Raw genomic sequence first — 18397 nt, forward strand, 5'->3', positions numbered from 1 at the left:
CGCAATTGCACCGCACGAGAAAAATGCGCATGCATTTTATGAGGAGTCTTCGTGCCTTCCACTGCAATCAACAGGTCTTCGGAATTTTGTGGCAATCCTTCAATCCATATGAATGAGATGTCTCCTAAATGGGGCTGTTGATTTCCGCTGCAGGCACTTCGCTTTCCGCGGGGCGACGCTGAGCCTCCTCACGCTTGCGCGCTGCGGGGTCTCAGCCCTGCCGCTACTTCCCGCAAGAGTCTTCGTGCCTTCCACTGCAATCAACAGGGCTCTATAATTTTATGGGAATTCTTAACTCCCTTGTACACTAGTCTCCCTATAGCCGAAAAACTCCTGCCCACCACCGGGCAGGAGTTTTCATCAATCCCTCTTAAAAGGAATGACTGCAAAAACCAATATAACCGCTGCCAATCCCAGCGCTGTGTAAGATACTGCAGCATGTTCATCCCAGTTCCTGACGGCGATGCCGATGAAGGCCCAGACAAAGACGAGCGGGTATACGGGGTCGCTGTTTTTGATCCGGAATATGATGGCTAGGGCTGAAGCGACGCAGAGCATGATGATTGTCCAGGCGGCATCCGGCAGGCCGAAACCGTCCCAGCCGATATACTCGAGATAATAGCTGATATTTGCAATGACTGCGACGCTGACCCAGCCGAGATAAACGGAGAAGGGCAGCCTGTCGAAGAAGGATGGGCTGGCAGCCTGCAGACGGACATAAAGAAAGATCAAAGTTAGCAGAAGTCCGATCAGCAGCAGGACTGATACAAGGAAGAATTCATAATGCCAGGCAAAAATCCACGCGCTGTTCAGCAGGCAGCTGAGGATAAAGAACAAGCTGGTATTTTCATAAAGCGGAAGGTTCCGCCGGTCCTTTGGAAATTCCCTCAGTACCCAGATCCCCAGCAGTATATAAATAAGTCCCCATATTGAAAATACATAGCCGGCAGGGGTGAACAGCACACCGAGCCGGTTCGAGATTTCCCCGGTGGTCTGCCCATTCAAGGGAAGCGCATTTGCCAGTATATTAACGCCCACAACAAGTAAAAAGAAAATAACATGCAGGATGGCACGAAGCATCAATATTTCTCCTCTCTCTATAAATTGAGCATGGTGGCAGGCACCAGCTGCCTATTTACCTTATTCCTCACAGAGGGAGAAGATAACCACTGGGGAGAGCGCTGATCTATGCAAAAGAATGAAAAAGCCCTCAATATCATGCTCCAGCCGGGTGTGGCCGGTCAGCTACTGCTGCACAAGGGAATGTATACCCCTAATAATCAGGCTTGCAAAATGATTCTGACAACGGTAAAATATAGCTAACTATAACAAAGGGAGGTGGAGAAGAGATGAATAACGCTGTTTTGCTGCGCGGAGACTGGATGTCATACCTGTCGATCTGCCGTGCAATTTTTCATGAAGCTGCTGTTAACGGGACAAGTCTGTCCATTTTCAGCAGATTCATATGGAAAACAAAACGGTGAGAAACATCTCTGATCCGCTTATTTATGAACGGGCAAAAGGGGAGCTTCTTATGGATGCTCCCCTTTTTTTTGGCTTTGTCCTGCTATCAGGACGGGTCTGTCATAAAAGCAGGGCCATGGGTGAATTTTTCCCATGGCTTTTTATTATGCAAAAAAATAACTGAAATTTGGAGGAAATGAAAAATGATCGCATGCAGCGGAAATGATATAGCAAAAATGTACGCAGGCACAACAATCTTTGAGGAAGTGGCTTTTGAAATTCATGAAGGGGACCGCGTCGGCCTTGTAGGAAGGAATGGCAGCGGCAAGACAACTTTATTCAAACTGCTGGCCGGCATCGAAACACCTGATAAAGGCCAGGTCCATTGGAAAAAAGGCACGAGGATTGGCTATCTCTCGCAGATCCCTGAATATCCTGAGCATTTTTCAGGCAGGGATGTACTCCTTCAGGCATTCAAGGAACTGACAGTGGTTGAGAGGAAGATGAAAGAGTGCGAGCAGGCAATGGCCGAGGAAAAAGATGCTAGCAGGCTGGAGCGGTATATCGCAGAGTATGGCGTGCTTCAGGAGCAATTTGCCCACGGCGGCGGCTATGAAATGGAGGCAAGTCTGGCCAGGGTGGCATCTGGCCTGAAGATTGAAGATTTGCTGAGCAAAAGCTTTTCGTCCTTGAGCGGCGGGGAAAAAACAAAAGTATCCCTCGGCTTCACCCTTCTCCAAAATCCTGATTTCCTCCTGCTCGATGAGCCGACTAATCATCTGGATATCGATGCGGTAGAGTGGCTGGGGGTATTTTTAAAAGAATACGATGGAACGGTGATTGTTGTATCCCACGACCGCTATTTCCTGGATGAAATCGCCAACAGGATTTTTGACCTTGAAGATGGGGAGCTCACTTCTTATCAGACCGGCTACAGCGGATTTGTAAAAGAAAAAGAAGAAAGGCTTTTGAGGGAATTCCAGCAGTACGAAGAGCAGCAGAAGAAAATCAAGAAAATGAAGGAAGCCATCAAACGCCTGCGTGAATGGGCCAATCAGGCCAACCCGCCGAATGAGGGGCTGCACAAAAGGGCGAGAAGCATGGAAAGAGCGCTTGAACGGATGGAAAAGCTCGACCGTCCCATCCTGAACCGGAAGAAAATGAATATGGAACTTGATTCTGCCCAGCGGAGCGGCAAGGATGTAGTGGTGGTGAAAGGGGCTTCCAAGCATTTTGGCAGTCAGACGCTTTTTGAAGATGCCTATCTCCATATCCAGTTTCAGGAAAGGACAGCGATTGTCGGCAGCAACGGCAGCGGCAAGTCGACACTCTTGAAAATGATCCTCGGCGAGGTGCCGGCAGATGCAGGCGAGGTGCGGATTGGGAGCAATGTGAAAATAGGCTATCTTTCGCAGCATATCCAGCCTGGCTCGGAAGATGAAACCGTCCTTGAAGCATTCCGGAATGAGGTTTCTGTGGCAGAAGGGGAGGCGCGTAATATCCTGGCAGGCTTCCTGTTCTACGGCCATGCGGTCTTCCGCAGGGTGTCCAAATTGAGCGGCGGTGAAAAAATGCGCCTGCGGCTCGCCCAGCTGATGTACCAGGATATCAACTTTCTGATTCTGGATGAGCCGACAAACCATCTCGACATTGAATCCCGGGAGGTGCTGGAGGAGGCGCTGCAGGACTATAAAGGGACCATTCTCGCAGTCTCGCATGACCGCTATTTCCTGAATAAGCTGTTCACCAGGATCAGCTGGATTGAAAACCGGCAGCTGCTTACCTTTGCTGGCAGCTATGATTGGGCTAAGGGGAAGAAGGCAGAAAAAAAGCAGGCGTCCTTTACAAAAGAAAAGCTTGCGAAAAAGAAGCCGGCAGTGCATCGTGCAGTCCAAAAGGTGAGCAGTGAGAATCCTGAGCAGACCGAAAAAGACATTATGCTGATAGAAGCGGAAATCTCTGCACTGGACGGCAGACTGGAGGCTGAAAAGGATTTGTCTGCCCTGCAAAATATGTTCAGGGAGAAAGAAGAGCTGGAACAAAGAAGAGAAGAATTGTATAGGAAGCTGGAAGAATGCCTTTCATAACAGACAGAAGCCGGATGAGGATCCGGCTTCTTCATTTTGGATCTATTAGAATATCTTCTTTTTATCACGCTCATCCTTCAGGATCTCCACCGCTTCACGGAAGCGCATGCTGTGGACGATTTCCCTTTCCCTCAGGAAGCGGAGGCTGTCATTCAGATCAGGGTCGTCAGAGATGTCGATCAGCCATTGATAGGTGGCCCGTGCTTTTTCCTCTGCCGCGATATCCTCGTACAGGTCGGCAATCGGGTCCCCTTTCGCCTGTATGTAGGAGGCGGTCCATGGGACACCGGCGGCATTATGATAAAACAGTGCACTGTCGTGATTAACATAATGCTCGCCAAGACCCGCTTCCTTCAGCTGTTCAGGGGTGGCGTCCTTGGTCAGCTTGTAAATCATAGTAGCGATCATCTCAAGATGGGCGAATTCCTCTGTTCCGATGTCTGTGAGGAGTCCGATCACTTTTTCCGGGATGGTATAGCGCTGATTCAAGTAGCGGAGGGCAGCCGCCAGCTCGCCGTCTGCTCCGCCGTACTGCTCGATTAAGTACTTCGCCAATGTCGGATTGCATGTGCTTACTTTCACTGGATATTGCAGTTTTTTCTCATAAACCCACATGAAGGATCCTCCTTATACTTGCCAGGGCCAGGGTCCCTGGCTCCATTTCCAGGTGTCGCCGGGGTTGTTGCTGACCCCGAATTGCAGGAGCGGCCCGAATTCTTTTTCGTATCGCTTCTTCAGTTTTCGTGAATAGTCGGAGAACTGCTGGAACTGCTGCAGAGCCTGCCTGTCGCCGGGATGAGTATCGAGGTATAATGTCAGCTCCACAAGCACGAAATCGGCAGCCTGAATCTCATGCATCAGCTGGTAATAGTCACTGCCCATCTGTTTAGCCATGGCCATGGATTCCTTTCTTATAAGGATTATCATAATAATCATAGAGAGGCTTCCAGAGCGTTCCCCTCATCAGGGCTTCGTGGGGCGGGAATTGCTCAAGATTCGGCGGCTGAAAATGCATATATAATTGAGGCGGTGTACTGTAGTATTTGATTTTCAAAGGCGGGCAGGGATCATAAGGGCTGTGGTAGGGACTATAGGCTTTCATGGGGGTAAAATGCACTTCATTCTGATAGTTCAAGCCTTTAACCTCCTTCAGGATAAAACTCGTCATTTCATCTTATGCGGAAAATGGGAGGATATAACTGATGCGAACGGGAAGGCAGGCTCCTTCCTGTTAAAAAGCGGAATCACCAGCGTAATCCTGCATGAGGATAATAATTCATAGACTTGTCTCATATCTTTTAAAAGTATGGCTGCCGGCCAAAGATCGAGAGACAAGGAGAATCTGAACAATGAATTCGTTTTTAAAGGGAACACTCGTGTTGGTAATTGCCTCTTTTTTGGGGGAGTGCATAGAATTTCTGGTCAATATGGTGCTGGCACGGGAATTGGGCGAACAGGGGCTTGGGATGTATATGTCGATTCTTCCAACGATATTCCTTGTAATGCTGCTTGCCAGTTTTGAGCTGCCTATTTCCGTTTCTAAATTCGTCGCGGAAAAAGAAGAAAAATATCATCGGAGCATGCTGGGGCATGCCATCAGGCTGACCATCGTTTTTTCCTCGGTGCTATTTCTTGCCGCGATCGCCATTCTGCCTTTTGTCCCGGTTTTCCAGCACTTCTCTCCGCTGCTCAGATGGCTGGTCATCCTCCTGATTCCGATCATTTCTTTTTCATCGATTGCCCGCGGATTTTTTATGGGGAAGAACGAGATGGGGAAAATTGCCTACACCAGCCTGCTGCGGAAGCTGGTCCAGCTGCTGCTGCTTGTTTTTCTGTATCAGCTCTTTGACTTTAATACAGAAACAGCGATGCTGGTCGCCATCTGTACGTTCATCGGCAGTGAAATCGTCATTTTCCTGTATCTGCTGCATGTGTTTTTTATTCAGTATCATCAGCTGAAGGGACGTCCTTCGGAAAGCCTGAAGGGGGCGGCGGTGAGGAAGAATCTGATGGCTGTGTCCATCCCGACGACTGCTTTGCGTGTATTCCATTCTATTACACATGCCATACAGCCATTTTTGATAAAAGCTGCACTTGTGCAGGCCGGCCTCAGCCAGGAGATGGCACTCGGGCAATTTGGGATGCTGACGGGAATCGCCATGGCCATCGGCTTTTTTCCTGCTTTTATTGCCCATTCCTTTTTGATCATGCTGATTCCGGCAGTGTCCAAGGCCCAGGCACGCAGCGAAACGGGTGTGCTCATCGGGCTGCTGAAGCAGGTGATGCTGATTACGGCCATCTATGGCATTCCTGCAGCTGCTGCCATCTATTTCTTTGCGGAGCCGCTAACAGAAACATTTTTCCATTCCTCGGATGCCGCTGTATATCTGATGCTGCTGTGCCCTTATTTCCTGCTCCATTATTTTGTCATTCCCATGCAGGCTTATCTGATCGGACTCGGTCTGATGAAGGATGCTTTTATCCATACTGTCTGGTCCACGCTCGTTTCGTTTTCGATCATGTATTTCCTCGGCGGGAGGCTTGGGATGGACGGCATTATCATCGGCATGAATACAGGGATTATGCTGCTGACATTCATGCATTACCTGACCATATGCAAAAGAATCGGCATCACCTTCTGGACTCTTAAGGCTGACAGGCCGGGGATTCTCTAAAAGGATTTTCCAGCACAATGGAGAATTGATAGGTGGAAGGGAGAGAAGCTTATGGATCGAACGCTCAGAGGCCACCATTTATTATGTGTCCACGGTTTTCGCGGGATGGGCTACAGTCAGGGATTCGTTGAAAATATGGCAGAAATTGTGGAGGATATCCGCAATGACCGCAAGCAATTCCGGATAAAGGCAGTGGCTGATTTCGACCACGCCTGCCAGGCATGCCCGCATAAGGGAAAGGTGATTTGCGAGGCAAGCGAAGGGTCTAACACCCATGTGCTGTCCATGGATGCAAAGGTGATCGAGCATCTTGGTATAGAGGAAAACAGGGAATATGATAAGCATCTGCTGCTCAGCCTGACAGCTGCCAAGGTCCATCCGGATGACCTGGATTATTTATGTGAAGGCTGCTCATGGCTTCCCTATGGAGTATGCAAGGAGGGAATCTCCCGCTTGAGGGAAAAGTACAGGCATGAGTCAATGACATAATTTTTTTTTGAAAACTGTAGGGGAGGCATTCCTTTTATGCGTTTATTAAATGAAAACGCAAATGGGGAAAGGAGAAGAAAGCATGCTGCCCCAATATCATGAAAACACAAACGGCCACAGCCGTTTTGACCAGCTGATCAAGGAAAACGGACTATTTATCTATAAATATATTTATTCGCTGATTCGCCATAAAGAGCAGACAGAAGACCTTTATCAGGAGGTTCTGATATCTGCCTTCCTCGCTTTTCCGGCCTTCAAGGAAGAAGCTAAATTCAGGAGCTGGCTGTACAGGATTGCCATCAATAAGTGCAGAGACTTCTGGAGAAAAGAGAAAAAGGAAAAGAGATTCTGGGAAGAAGAAGCTTATAAATATCCCATGGAAGCAGAAAAAAGCCCGGAGCCCGAGGAGGAATTCCTCCATAAATCCGAACGTGAGGAAATGGTGGAAACGATAAGCTCACTGCCGGATATGTACCGGGATCCGCTTCTGCTATTCTACTATCATAACCGGACATTGATGGAAATCAGCGCTGAAGTGGATGCGCCGATGTCCACTGTCAAAACAAGAATGAAAAGAGGGAAAGAAAGGCTTAAAGCCAGGCTGGGCAGCGAGTAGATGTCAGCCCTCTTTTTTGACCTCTTTTCCTTCTGAATCGTCCCCGAAGGTTTTTTTGATGGTTTTTTCATCCCCGTAAACGACTATATCATCACCCTCCTGTATTTCAGTGGACAGGCATTCCTTCCGGATCGTAATTTCGCCTCTGCTGACATACAGGACAACCACATCATCCTTCTCGGGATCTATGATCTCACTCAGTTTTTTGCCGGCGAACGGAGAATCCTCCAGTACCGGATATTTTAAAATATAATCGTCTTCATTTGTCAAAAGGACATCTTTAATGGGCAGATCAGTAAAGTCGTAATGCTCTTCCACATCGTGTTTCAGCCAGTCAATGAATTTGTTTTTGACTGACGGCATTTTTAATATAAGGATAATCAAGATAAGACCGGCTGCAATATAGCCAACCTCCTTTGTGAGGAACTCCTCTGACAGAATGCTGCTGATGGAAGAAATGATGACGGCAAGGGAGAACGCACCGAATAATATCAGGAAGGCGCAGATCTTCCTCCTCAATGGGTGCTCGAGGATCAGCTCAGATTCCCCGGTCGTGAACCCGGTCCCGGTCATCATGGATATAACCTGAAAGCGGGCGATCTGCTTATCAAGCCCTGTATAAATAAAGAGCAGGGCACTGATCTCAATGACCGCCAGAATGATTAAAATATAAATAAAAATAAACAGATAGGCCATAATATCCCCCTAATTTCCTCTGGACAAAAATAAGCCTGAAGGATAAAAATCGCTTCAGGCCTGCTCTTTCTCGTTGTAGTAATTTACAGCGTACATGGATCCTTCATCCACCATTTTATTATCCTGGACATCATATGGATCTGGATGCCCGCCTTTTTCAACAGGTACCACCCGGTGGTTCTTCGCTTTCGAAGGTAGTACTTTGTTTGTAACATTCACTGTAAATGTCTGGATTCTCTTTCTGCTCTTCAAAGCCAGCAAGAGGATACTGCTGATGCCGACTCCGGCAAGGATATACGAATTCAATGGACGAGTATTCATGGTTAAAAGCTCCTCCTTAAAAAATGATTTAAATTTGACTTGCTTTATATGTACCCTTTTGAACCCTGCTCAAACCCGGCCCGCAGCATCAGTATTTGGAGAAACTGGTAAAACCTTTATCTGCTTCCTTGCTAAATTGGTTTAAGGAAGCCTTTGAGCAGGGAAACAGGAAAAGAAAGGCGGGGGATAATATGAAGTATAAATTGAATGATAAAAAATGGGCTTGGCATAATTTTCATACAATAGATGAATCATTGAGTTTGAATGAGGTACATTTTGAAAAAGCGATCAAGGAGTGGAGGGACTCGTCGAGCGATAATGATACGAACTGCCTCCAAATGGATACACTGATCCCTGGCAGGGAGCATATCCGCGGCTCCCTGATCTACCAGCAGACGCTGGAGGACCAGAAGGATTACAATTTTTTTCATTTCTTTCTAACTCGTGATTTCTTAATTACCGTTAATTTTAAATTTGATGCGATTGAATCTGTCCGTGAGGATTTGCTCCTGAAGCAGATGGACGATGCGGATAACGCTATTGAAGGTTTTTTTGTCTTTTTGGGGCAGATACTGGACTCCAATTTAACGAAGATAGATGGTTATGAGAAAAAACTGAACGATCTTCTCTGGAAGGTCAAGCAAAGAAACAGCCTCAGCACCTTTGAGGAAATCTATGAATCCCGCCATGAGCTTCTTGTCTGGAAAAACCTGACGGTGCCTTTCCAGGAACTGAAAATTGCGGCAGAAGAGGCATTTGGCGATTTTGCAGCAGAAGGAAGGCAATATCAGCGGACCGCCAAGAGGACGGACCGGGCCCTGATGCTGATCAGGGAATACCAGCAGGAAATCGCGACGCTAGTCAGTATCGAAGAAGTTGTTTCTGCCCACAGGGGAAATGAAATCATGAAGACACTCACCGTGCTTACAACCCTCTTTACACCAATAACCGCTCTCGGGGCAATCTGGGGAATGAACTTTAAGCTTATGCCGGAGCTGGAGTGGAAATGGGGTTATCTATTCGCCATCGTCCTCATGATTGTCTCCACCATCGGCATCTATATGATTCTGCGAAGCAAAGGCTGGATGGGCGATATTCTTAAAGGCAGGAAAAAGAATTCGTTTTTTAAATAAGATGCGCCTTTAGTGTGATCCCTTTCAGGCAGACAGTAGGAAAATGTCTGCCTGGAGGGATTTTTTTATGGACGTGATTTCTTTTGGGAAATGGAGGGTCTTTGATGAAGTCGTTGGGGGCTCTGAATGTCTTTTTGGAGGATAGAGGGTCTTAGTTCGCTGGACTAGAACCCTCTGAATTACTTTTTTAAGGATAGAGGGTCATAGTTGGCTCGACTAGAACCCTCTGAATCACATTTTGGAGGATAGAGGGTCTTAGTTCGCTGGACTAGAACCCTCTGAATCTCTTTTTTAAGAATAGAGGGTGTTAGTCCGGTCGACTAGAACCCCCTGAATCACATTTTCGAGGATAGAGGGTCTTAGTTCGGTTGACTAGAACCCCTCTGAATCACATTTTCGAGAATAGGGGGTCTTAGTTCGCTCGACTAGAACCCTCTGAATCTCTTTTTTAAGGATAGAGGGTCTTAGTCCGCTCTACTAGAGCCCCCTGAATCACATTTTCGAGAATAGAGGGTCTTAGTCCGCTCGCCTAGAACCCTCTGAATCACATTTTGGAGGATAGAGGGTGTTAGTCCGGTCGACTAGAACCCTCTGAATCACATTTTCGAGAATAGAGGGTCTTAGTCCGCTCGACTAGAACCTTCTGAATCACATTTTCGAGAATAGGGGGTCTTAGTTCGCTGGACTAGAACCCTCTGAAGCCACATTTTCTAAAGTAGAGCCTCAGATCCACACTCGAAGTCTAAATCTCATGATCTATCATCAGAAGTTCTCAGTTCACCCTGCAAAACCAAAAGTCTGCCAGCCAAGAGCAGCCATCTCATTATTATCGTGCAGCGGGCTGGGACTCGAGCTGCCGCAGTGCTGCAGTTATGCCCTCGCTATAAGGAGTCCTTGGAATAGGAGCAATCAGGCGTTCATATTTGGAGCCATCCAGAATAACGGGCGTTTCGTTCAGATACATCATTTCGGCGTATTCCCTCATGAAGGGATCAAAGAGGCCAATGGACTGGATCATCCAGCGTGAGATGGGCCACAGCTTGATCGGCCTTCCGAAGTACCTGGCCAGGACTGCTTCGATTTCCTTTCCGGTGATGGTGCCGGATCCGGGAATATTCCAGTCCTCCCCGTATGCCTCCTCATGCAGCGCAAGCTCTGCCAGTGCTTCGGCGGCATCTTTAATAAAAATGAATTCCCGTTCCAGATCAGTTTTGCCGAGAAAGCCTGCCTTGTTCTTGGCCATAGCCTGCCTAAACGTATAGTCAAGCAGGGTATTGCTTGTGTCAGGGCCATAGAGATCAGGGAAATGGGTGATGATGTAGCGGGTCCCTGACTTCCGGATCTGTTCAAGCAGTTCCAGGCGGATTTTGCCTTTTTTCGTATGCGGATTCTTAACCGCACTTTCATTGACAGGGGAAGCTTGCCTTCCGTAAGCATAGATATTGTCTGTGTAGATGAAAGGCTTGTTCTGGATGCGGCATTCTTCGAGGATGTTGGTCATGATGATAGACAGGCTGCCCCATTCCTGATAAGGGATATTGATGCTGTGAAAAATAAGGTCTGCCTGGGAAACGGCCTTCTTTACCTGAGCCCTGTCCATGGCATCACATGCGATGATATCAGGCAGCATCCCCGGAATCCTGCGCAGTTTTTCCAGATTTTCAAGCGATCTTGAAGCAGCAATGACATGAAAGCCCTTATTAAGCAGCGCTTCCGTGAGGGAATAGCCCATCCCGCCGGCAGCGCCTAATACTAATGCAGTTTTCATAATGATTCTCTCCCTTTCATTTATTGACCAGTGTTCAATTGTTCGTTTAAAAAAAAGAAATGGATTCCATTTCTTTTTTATGATTTAGCTGCAGCCTCTAATCCGCCAATGATAAAGCGCGCGTGTGTGCGGGCAAGGCCTTGTGTTTCCTCAAACTCAGCCTCTGAGCGGCTGAAGTGGGTGACAAATCCGTGCAGGCTAATAAAAGCGGACCAGATTTGCTGGGCTGCAGGCGGCTTTGAAAGAAGGGCGGCAACCGCTTCGGCAAAGTGCCGGTAGCTTTCATAAGGAGCTTCCTGCATATAGCAGTCCAGTTCTTCATCACGGATCAGAAACATCACTTCATAATGCTTTTGATGGGTCAATCCGAAACGGATATAGCCGAGAAGGATCTCAAACAGCTTTTCTTCATTCGACAACCCTGTGCGGCCCATGATTTCCTTCAGCAGAGCATTTAATTTTTCAAACCCTTGCTCCGCTATGCCGTAGAAAAGCTCAGCTTTATTTTTAAAATGATAATAAAGGGCGCCATGGCTGCAGTTCAGGGCCTGGGCCACCTTCCTCATAGAGGCGGAGCTGTAGCCTTGTGATACAAATAGTTCTCTTGCGGCGTCCAGGATTGCTTCTTTTGTCAGCTCAGACTGGGCAGATTTTCTTGGAGACATGATGATCACCTTTGCTGAATATATTTTATTGAACAGTGGTTAATTAAATTATATGCATTCAAAAAGGAATTTTCAACCATATTAATAAAAAGCAGCCAGTTTTTATTAAAACTTCACACAAGAAAAGGATTCCCGGGCCGCTAAAGAGGGAATCTGATAAGATGGATACATAAGTTTATTTTTGCAAAGGGGTACTATCATGGAAAATAAAAAATTTTGCCGGGAGTCTTTTGTCGTAAAAACGAGCATTGTGCTCCCGCCGGATACAAATAATTATGGAACTTTATTTGGCGGCAGGCTGATGGCCTATATTGATGATGTTGCAGCCATCTCGGCTATGCGCCATGCCAGGATGAATGTGCTGACAGCTTCTACTGACTCTGTCGATTTCCTCCATCCGATCTATGAAAGCAATTCCGTCTGTCTGGAATCTTTCGTCACTTATACAGGAAGATCTTCAATGGAAATCTTCGTCAAGGTCATTGCCGAGGACCTGATCACAGGAGAGAGGAATGTCTGCGCCGTCTCATTCCTGACTTTTGTCGCAATAGATGATCAGGGCAAGCCGACTGCAGTGCCGCAGGTTGTCCCGGAAACAGAAGAAGAGAAAAGTCTTCATGAATCAGCCAAGGAGCGCCTCGAAATCCGCAAAAAACGCCGGAAAGACAGCGAAGCGCGAGCAAATAAATATGGTGCAGACCTTCCCTGGCAGCGGGACAGGGGATGACCGGCACACGAAGGAGCAGCTGGAAGAGCTGCTTCTTTTTTTGCCGAGATCAGAGCAAAAAGATGAAAGGAAATGGTAGAATATAGGAAAAGTCTATATTGAAGGAGAGAATAGGAGCTTGAATAAACGGGGAATTTTAGTTCTTGTTGTTCTTTTATTGGCAGCAGCGGGCGGCGGCTGGACGTATGCAAGGGGAAATATGCATGAATATGACTACACACAGGAAACGAAGCAGCTAAAAAGGGAAAAGCTGCCGATGGCAATCAAGCTGCCGGAAAGAATGCCTTTCCCTGACATGAAAGTATGGGAAACCTATTCAGACGGTGTTGGCCAGGTGGAAATGGCTTTTATGAATAAAAACAAAAACACCGTGGAGCTGGTCATTAAAAAAGAAGAATTTGAGTACCAGGAAGGGTTAAAGCAGGAAGAGGTCCGAATCGGAGACCTGGAAGGCTTATTTATTCCAGATGATGGCGATAAAAGGATTCTGTACTGGGAGGATGAAGGCATCCACTATCAAATTACATATATACCATTATTGACGCCTGGCGAAGTCAGCCGAACCCAGATGATCAAGATGGCAGAGTCTTTTAATTAAGATAAATTTAGGAAGCTGGTTAAGCGGAGGGGTTGAATTGGAAGTTATCATAAAGGCTTCAACTGAGCATATTGAGAGTATCTTAAATTTAAGGATTCTTCTCTTAAAAGAGCTGGGTGAGCTGGCATCGCCTAAAGAGGAAGACATACTTTCCGCGGCAACAAGGGATTATCTTCAAGTAGCTTTAGCTAACGGGGAATTTATCTCTTATCTCGCGGAGAGAGATGGAAAAATGGCAGCCTCCAGCGGGATTGCTATTTTCCGAAGGCCTCCTTATCCGGGGAACATTAAAGGAGTGGAAGCTTATATTCTGAACATGTATACACTGCCGGAATTCCGCGGACTTGGCATTGGGAAGAGGCTTTTGCAGGAATGTTTGGATGAATGCAGGGCCAGGGGAGTCAAGAGGGTTTGGCTCCATGCTTCCCAGGACGGCGAGCCGCTCTACAGAAAAGCTGGCTTCACTGGAAATAAAGGAGAATTGGAGCTGCTGCTCTAAAAATTCCGAGATGTTTTTGTAAAGATGATGTTGGGATAGAGACACTAACCTCACACAAGGCGGCTGCAAGGCTTTGTGTGTTTTCTGGAGCTCCCAGTATACTGGGCGGCTTTTTTTCTGCACGCAGTTAATTTTCCTCCAGCCAACTTACTTGCTTGCTTCTTAATTAGTTAAGGGGACACAATAAGATTGCTCTAGACCCACCCGATTCCTGCCTGCTATTATAGTCAAGTGCTAAAAAGGAGGTCCGGGATGGAAGAACAAAAGTATAAGGATCTGAAGCTTGGGGAGCGCGGGGCCATCATAAGCATCATCGCTTACATATGCCTTTCGGTCCTTAAGCTCGCAGTAGGATATATAAGTGACTCGGCTGCCCTGAAGGCAGACGGTTTAAATAATACAACGGATATTATCGCATCTATCGCCGTATTGATCGGACTGAAGATATCGCAGCGGCCGCCTGACCAGAATCATGGCTATGGCCATTGGAAGAGCGAGACGATCGCCTCCATGGTTGCTTCGTTCATCATGGCTGCTGTCGGACTGCAGGTGTTAATAGAAGGAGCAGCTTCCATTTTTGATGGGGGGAAGGAAACGCCGCCTGATATCATCGCGGCCTATACAGGCATCTTTTCAGCGCTAGCCATGTATTTTGTCTACCGGTATAATAAGCGGCTGGCTGATAAAATTAAAAGCAAAGCCGTCATGGCTGCGGCGAAGGATAATCTATCCGATGCCTGGGTGAGTATCGGTACGGCCATCGGGATCTTTGGTTCGCAATTGAAAATGCCCTGGCTTGATACCGTAACAGCCATCATTGTCGGGCTGCTGATCTGCAAGACTGCCTGGGATATATTCATACAGGCCTCACATGACCTTTCCGACGGATTTGATGAAAATTTGCTCCTCACATACAGCGACGAAATCCTGAAGGTGCCCGGCGTAAAGGGCATTAAAGCAATCAAGGGAAGGAATTACGGCAATAATGAAGTATTGGATGTAGTCATCCTGGTCAATTCAACCCTGGATATCAGGCAAGCGCATGATATCGCCACACATGTGGAAAAAGTGCTGATGAAGGATCACGGGGTTTATGATGTCCATGTTCATGTGGAGCCTAATTAAGGGGAGGAAGGGGCAGTTTAGACTGTCTCTTTTTTATCGTTAAGGGGGATCCTGGTTTGATGGGGCTGTTGATTTCCGTTCCAGGCACTTCGCTTTCCGCGGGGCGGAGTTGAGCCTCCTCGGAGCAAGCTCCTGTGGGGTCTCAACTCTTCCGCTATTTCCCGCAGGAGTCTACGTGCCTTGCACTCCAATCAACAGGCTCTTTGAACATTGTTGGGCAAAAGCCACAAGTTCCAATAATTAATCCAAACAGACTTAAAAAAGGAGGTGCGGAAAATCTCTTCCGCACCTCCTTTTGTCTGCCAATGAACCAAAAAGGGTCCATTTTTCATTTTTACTAAACAGCCCCATCCAAAATATTATCCTAATCTATTAAGCAGTCCTAACAATTTCCTGGTCTATCAAGCAGCCCCATCCGCAAATTTCAAAAGCAGATGTGACAGTTTCTCTTTTTCTTCCTCGTTTCCGGCTTTCCATAATTCCTTCAGCAGCTTTTCTTCGCGGTTTTGCGGGTCGACATTTTGAGCAAGATATTCTGCGATCTTTTTTGCTGTAGCGGTAAGCTGTTCTTCATTTAAACCAATCTTCTTGCCAAGCTCGATCCGCTCCGCCAGGTAGCCTCGGAACTCGTCAAAGCTGCTTAAGATATCCGCTGCCTTGTCTTCTGAGATTCTGCTGACAGTATCCTCAATATTATTCTCGTTCAGTTCGCCATTCTCATTTACCATATGGTTTTGTTCTGACATTCCTGATCCCTCCGTGTGATGAAGTCTATGATTCTTCAATACCTCGCCCATTCGTCTTTTAAACTAGCAGGCTTTAAACCTCTGTTGCCTGCAGTGCTGCTTCCTGCCTGAGGATTTTGCGGAATGACAGCTTTGACAGCAGGATGCCGACTTCATATAATCCGATCAGCGGAATGAGGACGATCATCTGCGAAAACAGATCAGGCGGTGTGATCAAGGCAGAAACGACTGCAAGTACGAGATAGGCATACTTGCGCATCGAGCTTAACTGCTTTGGTGTGACGATATTGATGGTTGTCAGGAACATCAGCATCAGCGGTACCTCGAACAGGAAGCCGAATGGAATGGTGGACATCATCATGAATGAAAAATATTCCCTCGCTGTGATCATCATATCAAAATGATGATTGCCCAAATTGATCAGAAACCGGTAGACGGTAGGGAAGATGATGTAAAACCCGAATGCAATGCCTCCGGTGAAGCTTAAAAAGATGGCCGGAAGGTACATGACGGTGGTTTTGCTTTCTTTCTCAGTCAATGCCGGCTTCACAAAGATCCACAGCTGGTAAGCGATGAAAGGGAGGGAGAGGCCGAGGCTGATGCAGCCGGCAATCCCTGTGTACAGCCTCACCACATCCAGCGGCCCCAGCATGACCAGCTTATATTCCTGGGAAAGGAGGGGGAGCAGCTTGTTAATGAACACGAACGACAAGATAAAGCAGGATAGGAAAAAGATCAGTGACCGGATGATTGCTTTCCTGAGATCGGTTATATGTTCAACAAGTGTTTGCTCATCGGTTTTCATTGTAATCCCTCCCTGCTGTTAGATCTGCTGGTTCTTGTCCTTGGACAGATCTGCTTTTTTTGCTTTGTCTTCTTCATCGTCATCATTCATCAGGCTGTTGGCTGATTTCTTGAACTCGGATAAAGTCTTCCCGAAGGCTGAACCGATTTCAGGCAGTTTTTTCGGTCCAAAGATGATCAGGGTGATGACGAGAATGATGATTAAGCCGGGAATGCCGATATTAGTGAATCCCATTTCTTTTCACTCCTTTTCATTTATACAAGGGCTCCGCCTTGTTTGCTGTATTTGATGATGCCTTCTGCGGCACGGTAGGCAAATGCGCCGACAGTGCCGGTAGGGTTGTAGCCGCCATTATGGGCAAATGCGGATGCTCCGACTACAAAGACGTTCTCTGCATCCCACATCTGCAGATAATTGTTCACTGCTGACGTTTCTGGTTCAGCCCCCATGATGACACCGCCAGTGTTATGTGTGGTCTGGTAAGGGACGATATCATAATGCTCAAGCGGGCTGCGGTCATTGACCAGGTTTGCGCCCATTTCCTTCATGATATTGTCGGTGATCTTGCCGATATAGTTATACAAATTCTTGTCCTGCTGGGTAAAGTCATACGTCAGCCTCAATAGCGGAAGCCCGAATGCATCTTTGTAGGATGGATCAAGATCAAGATAATTGTACTGTGTCGGCATGGATGCACCCTGGGTCCCGATATTCAGGTGGCGTGTATAATATTTAACAGACTGCTGCTTGAATTCTTTACCCCATCTTGGCGTATCCTGCGGCACCGGATTTGTCTGGATCGGGCGCTTTCCTGATTGGTTCAGTGAAATGGAGCCCCCATGGATAAAGTCGACTTCAGAATGGTCGAAATTGTCTCCGTTATAATCATCGACTGTGGCCCCTAGTGCTCCTGCACCCATGAATGTATTGAACTGCTCTTCATCAAAGAATCCTGTTGAGCCTGGCAGGATCTGATAGCAGTAATTTTTCCCGATGACGCCCTGTCCGGTTTCCGGATTATAAGGCCTGCCAAGGTTTGAAGACAGCAGCAGGCGTGCATTATTCATGACATAGCTTGTCAGAACGACGATGTCTGCTGGCTGGATGAATTCTTCCTTTGTCAGCACATCCACATATCTGACTCCGGTTGCCTTCGTTCCGTCATGAAGGACCTCGGTTACATTGGAATAGGTGCGGAGCTCGAAGTTTCCAGTATCCTTTGCATAAGGGATGACTGAAACCGTCGGATCCGCTTTTGCACCATATTCACAGCCGAAGCGCTCGCAGAAAGCACAGTACTGGCAGGCTGCCATTTTGGCGCCATATTGGTTCTCGTAAGCCTGGCTCATATTGGCAGAAGGCATGTGGTAAGGCTTCATTCCCAGGTTTTTAGCCGCATTCTTGAATCGCTGTGTTAAAGGCGTTTCCTTCATTGGCGGGTTTGGGTAAGGATTGGACCTTTTGCCGCCAAGGGGATTTTCCTCGCCGCTGATTCCTGCTGTTTTTTCAAAAGTATCGTAGTACGGTTCAAGTTCATCATAGGTGATGCCCCAGTCCTGCACCTGGAGGCCTTTTATTTTGCTTTCGCCGTACTTGGCCACCGTTTGTGATTTGATTTCAAAATCATAAGGCAGGAAACGGAAGGTATGGCCATTCCAGTGCACACCTGAACCGCCAAGCCCTTCCCCAAGCAGGAATGATCCGAGCTGGCGCATCGGCAAAGCCCGTTCCTTTGCAGTGTTTCGGAAAGTGAGTGTTTCTTTTGATAAATCCTGCATCAATTCGTAGCGGATCGCGTAGCGCAGCTCATCATGGACAACATAATAGTCCTTGACGCCCCTTTCCTTACCGCGTTCAAGCCCGACAACCTTCATGCCCTGTTTAGCGAGCTCGGCGGAAATGATGCCGCCTGCCCATCCTACTCCGACTACCACTACATCTGTCTTTGGTAAAGTTTTTGCCATGATATCCCCCGATTTCTAT

The 18397-nt window shown here is 47.3% G+C and carries 23 protein-coding genes; 11 read left to right on the forward strand and 12 right to left on the reverse strand.

Annotation, left to right across the window (positions count from 1 at the left end; translation table 11 throughout):
* Nucleotides 1-360: 360 nt before the first annotated feature.
* Nucleotides 361-1080, reverse strand: a complete 720-nt coding sequence (locus RBB45_RS10105) for a tryptophan-rich sensory protein (RefSeq protein ID WP_306009511.1) — start codon at nt 1078-1080, stop codon at nt 361-363.
* Nucleotides 1081-1188: 108 nt separating this feature from the next.
* Between RBB45_RS10105 and RBB45_RS10110 the strand changes: the two genes are divergently transcribed.
* From RBB45_RS10110 to abc-f, 3 genes are all read left to right on the forward strand, one after another.
* Complete coding sequence (locus tag RBB45_RS10110; RefSeq protein WP_009792224.1) at nt 1189-1323, forward strand: hypothetical protein; 135 nt, start codon at nt 1189-1191, stop codon at nt 1321-1323.
* Between the two features lie 26 nt (nt 1324-1349).
* On the forward strand, nt 1350-1484 hold the full coding sequence (locus tag RBB45_RS10115) for an RAxF-45 family protein (protein ID WP_306009512.1): 135 nt from the start codon (nt 1350-1352) through the stop codon (nt 1482-1484).
* A 183-nt stretch (nt 1485-1667) separates the two neighbouring features.
* Complete coding sequence (abc-f, locus tag RBB45_RS10120) at nt 1668-3551, forward strand: ribosomal protection-like ABC-F family protein (protein WP_009792221.1); 1884 nt, start codon at nt 1668-1670, stop codon at nt 3549-3551.
* Nucleotides 3552-3596: 45 nt separating this feature from the next.
* On the opposite strand, the gene cotJC is transcribed toward abc-f, so the two are convergent.
* The 3 genes from cotJC to RBB45_RS10135 are packed head-to-tail and all read right to left on the reverse strand — an operon-like array spanning nt 3597 to nt 4653.
* Nucleotides 3597-4166, reverse strand: coding sequence for a spore coat protein CotJC (cotJC, locus tag RBB45_RS10125; protein WP_009792220.1), 570 nt, complete (start codon nt 4164-4166; stop codon nt 3597-3599).
* Between the two features lie 12 nt (nt 4167-4178).
* Nucleotides 4179-4445: a spore coat protein CotJB gene (locus RBB45_RS10130; RefSeq protein WP_022543351.1), complete on the reverse strand. Its 267-nt coding sequence runs from the start codon at nt 4443-4445 to the stop codon at nt 4179-4181.
* Nucleotides 4438-4653 (reverse strand): spore coat associated protein CotJA, encoded by a 216-nt coding sequence (locus RBB45_RS10135; RefSeq protein ID WP_035401830.1) that lies wholly within the window; start codon nt 4651-4653, stop codon nt 4438-4440. The genes RBB45_RS10130 and RBB45_RS10135 overlap by 8 nt, the downstream gene beginning before the upstream one ends.
* A 247-nt stretch (nt 4654-4900) precedes the next feature.
* Here RBB45_RS10135 and RBB45_RS10140 point away from each other — a divergent pair, with 247 nt between their 5' ends.
* From RBB45_RS10140 to RBB45_RS10150, 3 genes are all read left to right on the forward strand, one after another.
* A complete protein-coding gene (locus tag RBB45_RS10140; RefSeq protein WP_129613982.1) occupies nt 4901-6226 on the forward strand; it encodes a polysaccharide biosynthesis protein in 1326 nt (441 codons plus the stop codon).
* Nucleotides 6227-6277: 51 nt separating this feature from the next.
* Nucleotides 6278-6715 carry a DUF1284 domain-containing protein gene (locus RBB45_RS10145; protein ID WP_094768151.1) on the forward strand — a complete coding sequence of 146 codons (438 nt, stop codon included), beginning with the start codon at nt 6278-6280 and terminating at the stop codon, nt 6713-6715.
* An 82-nt stretch (nt 6716-6797) separates the two neighbouring features.
* On the forward strand, nt 6798-7331 hold the full coding sequence (locus RBB45_RS10150) for an RNA polymerase sigma factor (protein ID WP_224950953.1): 534 nt from the start codon (nt 6798-6800) through the stop codon (nt 7329-7331).
* A 3-nt stretch (nt 7332-7334) separates the two neighbouring features.
* Here the strand turns inward: RBB45_RS10150 and RBB45_RS10155 are convergent, their stop codons facing one another.
* Together RBB45_RS10155 and RBB45_RS10160 are read right to left on the reverse strand one after the other, a co-directional pair.
* A complete protein-coding gene (locus RBB45_RS10155; RefSeq protein ID WP_009792213.1) occupies nt 7335-8027 on the reverse strand; it encodes a TrkA C-terminal domain-containing protein in 693 nt (230 codons plus the stop codon).
* 54 nt (nt 8028-8081) lie between these two features.
* Complete coding sequence (locus RBB45_RS10160; protein WP_022543355.1) at nt 8082-8348, reverse strand: hypothetical protein; 267 nt, start codon at nt 8346-8348, stop codon at nt 8082-8084.
* Between the two features lie 191 nt (nt 8349-8539).
* Between RBB45_RS10160 and RBB45_RS10165 the strand changes: the two genes are divergently transcribed.
* Nucleotides 8540-9481, forward strand: coding sequence for a magnesium transporter CorA family protein (locus tag RBB45_RS10165; RefSeq protein ID WP_306009513.1), 942 nt, complete (start codon nt 8540-8542; stop codon nt 9479-9481).
* A gap of 826 nt (nt 9482-10307) precedes the next feature.
* On the opposite strand, the gene RBB45_RS10170 is transcribed toward RBB45_RS10165, so the two are convergent.
* Nucleotides 10308-11249 (reverse strand): SDR family NAD(P)-dependent oxidoreductase, encoded by a 942-nt coding sequence (locus RBB45_RS10170; RefSeq protein WP_306009514.1) that lies wholly within the window; start codon nt 11247-11249, stop codon nt 10308-10310.
* Between the two features lie 77 nt (nt 11250-11326).
* The gene (locus RBB45_RS10175; RefSeq protein ID WP_009792209.1) at nt 11327-11914 is read right to left on the reverse strand and encodes a TetR/AcrR family transcriptional regulator; all 588 of its coding nucleotides are present in this window, start codon (nt 11912-11914) and stop codon (nt 11327-11329) included.
* A gap of 199 nt (nt 11915-12113) precedes the next feature.
* Between RBB45_RS10175 and RBB45_RS10180 the strand changes: the two genes are divergently transcribed.
* The 4 genes from RBB45_RS10180 (at nt 12114) to RBB45_RS10195 (ending at nt 14863) form a co-directional block, all read left to right on the forward strand.
* Nucleotides 12114-12641 carry an acyl-CoA thioesterase gene (locus RBB45_RS10180; protein ID WP_009792208.1) on the forward strand — a complete coding sequence of 176 codons (528 nt, stop codon included), beginning with the start codon at nt 12114-12116 and terminating at the stop codon, nt 12639-12641.
* A gap of 118 nt (nt 12642-12759) precedes the next feature.
* The gene (locus RBB45_RS10185) at nt 12760-13239 is read left to right on the forward strand and encodes a DUF4367 domain-containing protein (RefSeq protein WP_009792206.1); all 480 of its coding nucleotides are present in this window, start codon (nt 12760-12762) and stop codon (nt 13237-13239) included.
* 37 nt (nt 13240-13276) lie between these two features.
* Nucleotides 13277-13738, forward strand: a complete 462-nt coding sequence (locus tag RBB45_RS10190; protein ID WP_009792205.1) for a GNAT family N-acetyltransferase — start codon at nt 13277-13279, stop codon at nt 13736-13738.
* A gap of 252 nt (nt 13739-13990) precedes the next feature.
* Nucleotides 13991-14863: a cation diffusion facilitator family transporter gene (locus RBB45_RS10195; RefSeq protein WP_148950526.1), complete on the forward strand. Its 873-nt coding sequence runs from the start codon at nt 13991-13993 to the stop codon at nt 14861-14863.
* 401 nt (nt 14864-15264) lie between these two features.
* Here RBB45_RS10195 and RBB45_RS10200 read toward each other — a convergent pair whose 3' ends face one another.
* The 4 genes from RBB45_RS10200 to RBB45_RS10215 all read right to left on the reverse strand — a co-directional run bounded on the left by RBB45_RS10200 (nt 15265) and on the right by RBB45_RS10215 (nt 18378).
* Nucleotides 15265-15609 (reverse strand): DUF3243 domain-containing protein, encoded by a 345-nt coding sequence (locus RBB45_RS10200; protein ID WP_306009515.1) that lies wholly within the window; start codon nt 15607-15609, stop codon nt 15265-15267.
* Nucleotides 15610-15682: 73 nt separating this feature from the next.
* Entirely contained in the window at nt 15683-16414 is a 732-nt protein-coding gene (tatC, locus tag RBB45_RS10205) for a twin-arginine translocase subunit TatC (RefSeq protein WP_306009516.1), read from the reverse strand.
* A gap of 18 nt (nt 16415-16432) precedes the next feature.
* Complete coding sequence (gene tatA / locus RBB45_RS10210) at nt 16433-16648, reverse strand: twin-arginine translocase TatA/TatE family subunit (RefSeq protein ID WP_101551768.1); 216 nt, start codon at nt 16646-16648, stop codon at nt 16433-16435.
* A 20-nt stretch (nt 16649-16668) separates the two neighbouring features.
* Nucleotides 16669-18378 carry a GMC family oxidoreductase gene (locus RBB45_RS10215; RefSeq protein ID WP_306009517.1) on the reverse strand — a complete coding sequence of 570 codons (1710 nt, stop codon included), beginning with the start codon at nt 18376-18378 and terminating at the stop codon, nt 16669-16671.
* Between the last annotated feature and the right edge of the window lie 19 nt (nt 18379-18397).

Origin of the sequence: Bacillus sp. MMSF_3328, assembly GCF_030733525.1 — a bacterium.
GTDB lineage: Bacteria > Bacillota > Bacilli > Bacillales > Cytobacillaceae > Bacillus_AB > Bacillus_AB infantis.

What these genes read in the sequence shown, in the direction of transcription:
- RBB45_RS10180 (WP_009792208.1), top strand. Translation starts at nt 12,114, where the DNA reads ATGGAAAATAAAAAATTTTGCCGGGAGTCTTTTGTCGTAAAAACGAGC.
- RBB45_RS10135 (WP_035401830.1), bottom strand. Translation starts at nt 4,653, where the DNA reads ATGAAAGCCTATAGTCCCTACCACAGCCCTTATGATCCCTGCCCGCCT.
- RBB45_RS10195 (WP_148950526.1), top strand. Translation starts at nt 13,991, where the DNA reads ATGGAAGAACAAAAGTATAAGGATCTGAAGCTTGGGGAGCGCGGGGCC.
- RBB45_RS10165 (WP_306009513.1), top strand. Translation starts at nt 8,540, where the DNA reads ATGAAGTATAAATTGAATGATAAAAAATGGGCTTGGCATAATTTTCAT.
- RBB45_RS10175 (WP_009792209.1), bottom strand. Translation starts at nt 11,914, where the DNA reads ATGTCTCCAAGAAAATCTGCCCAGTCTGAGCTGACAAAAGAAGCAATC.
- abc-f (WP_009792221.1), top strand. Translation starts at nt 1,668, where the DNA reads ATGATCGCATGCAGCGGAAATGATATAGCAAAAATGTACGCAGGCACA.
- RBB45_RS10145 (WP_094768151.1), top strand. Translation starts at nt 6,278, where the DNA reads ATGGATCGAACGCTCAGAGGCCACCATTTATTATGTGTCCACGGTTTT.
- RBB45_RS10160 (WP_022543355.1), bottom strand. Translation starts at nt 8,348, where the DNA reads ATGAATACTCGTCCATTGAATTCGTATATCCTTGCCGGAGTCGGCATC.
- RBB45_RS10130 (WP_022543351.1), bottom strand. Translation starts at nt 4,445, where the DNA reads ATGGCTAAACAGATGGGCAGTGACTATTACCAGCTGATGCATGAGATT.
- RBB45_RS10150 (WP_224950953.1), top strand. Translation starts at nt 6,798, where the DNA reads ATGCTGCCCCAATATCATGAAAACACAAACGGCCACAGCCGTTTTGAC.
- RBB45_RS10110 (WP_009792224.1), top strand. Translation starts at nt 1,189, where the DNA reads ATGCAAAAGAATGAAAAAGCCCTCAATATCATGCTCCAGCCGGGTGTG.
- RBB45_RS10155 (WP_009792213.1), bottom strand. Translation starts at nt 8,027, where the DNA reads ATGGCCTATCTGTTTATTTTTATTTATATTTTAATCATTCTGGCGGTC.
- cotJC (WP_009792220.1), bottom strand. Translation starts at nt 4,166, where the DNA reads ATGTGGGTTTATGAGAAAAAACTGCAATATCCAGTGAAAGTAAGCACA.
- RBB45_RS10140 (WP_129613982.1), top strand. Translation starts at nt 4,901, where the DNA reads ATGAATTCGTTTTTAAAGGGAACACTCGTGTTGGTAATTGCCTCTTTT.
- RBB45_RS10105 (WP_306009511.1), bottom strand. Translation starts at nt 1,080, where the DNA reads ATGCTTCGTGCCATCCTGCATGTTATTTTCTTTTTACTTGTTGTGGGC.
- tatC (WP_306009516.1), bottom strand. Translation starts at nt 16,414, where the DNA reads ATGAAAACCGATGAGCAAACACTTGTTGAACATATAACCGATCTCAGG.
- RBB45_RS10200 (WP_306009515.1), bottom strand. Translation starts at nt 15,609, where the DNA reads ATGTCAGAACAAAACCATATGGTAAATGAGAATGGCGAACTGAACGAG.
- RBB45_RS10115 (WP_306009512.1), top strand. Translation starts at nt 1,350, where the DNA reads ATGAATAACGCTGTTTTGCTGCGCGGAGACTGGATGTCATACCTGTCG.
- tatA (WP_101551768.1), bottom strand. Translation starts at nt 16,648, where the DNA reads ATGGGATTCACTAATATCGGCATTCCCGGCTTAATCATCATTCTCGTC.
- RBB45_RS10170 (WP_306009514.1), bottom strand. Translation starts at nt 11,249, where the DNA reads ATGAAAACTGCATTAGTATTAGGCGCTGCCGGCGGGATGGGCTATTCC.
- RBB45_RS10215 (WP_306009517.1), bottom strand. Translation starts at nt 18,378, where the DNA reads ATGGCAAAAACTTTACCAAAGACAGATGTAGTGGTAGTCGGAGTAGGA.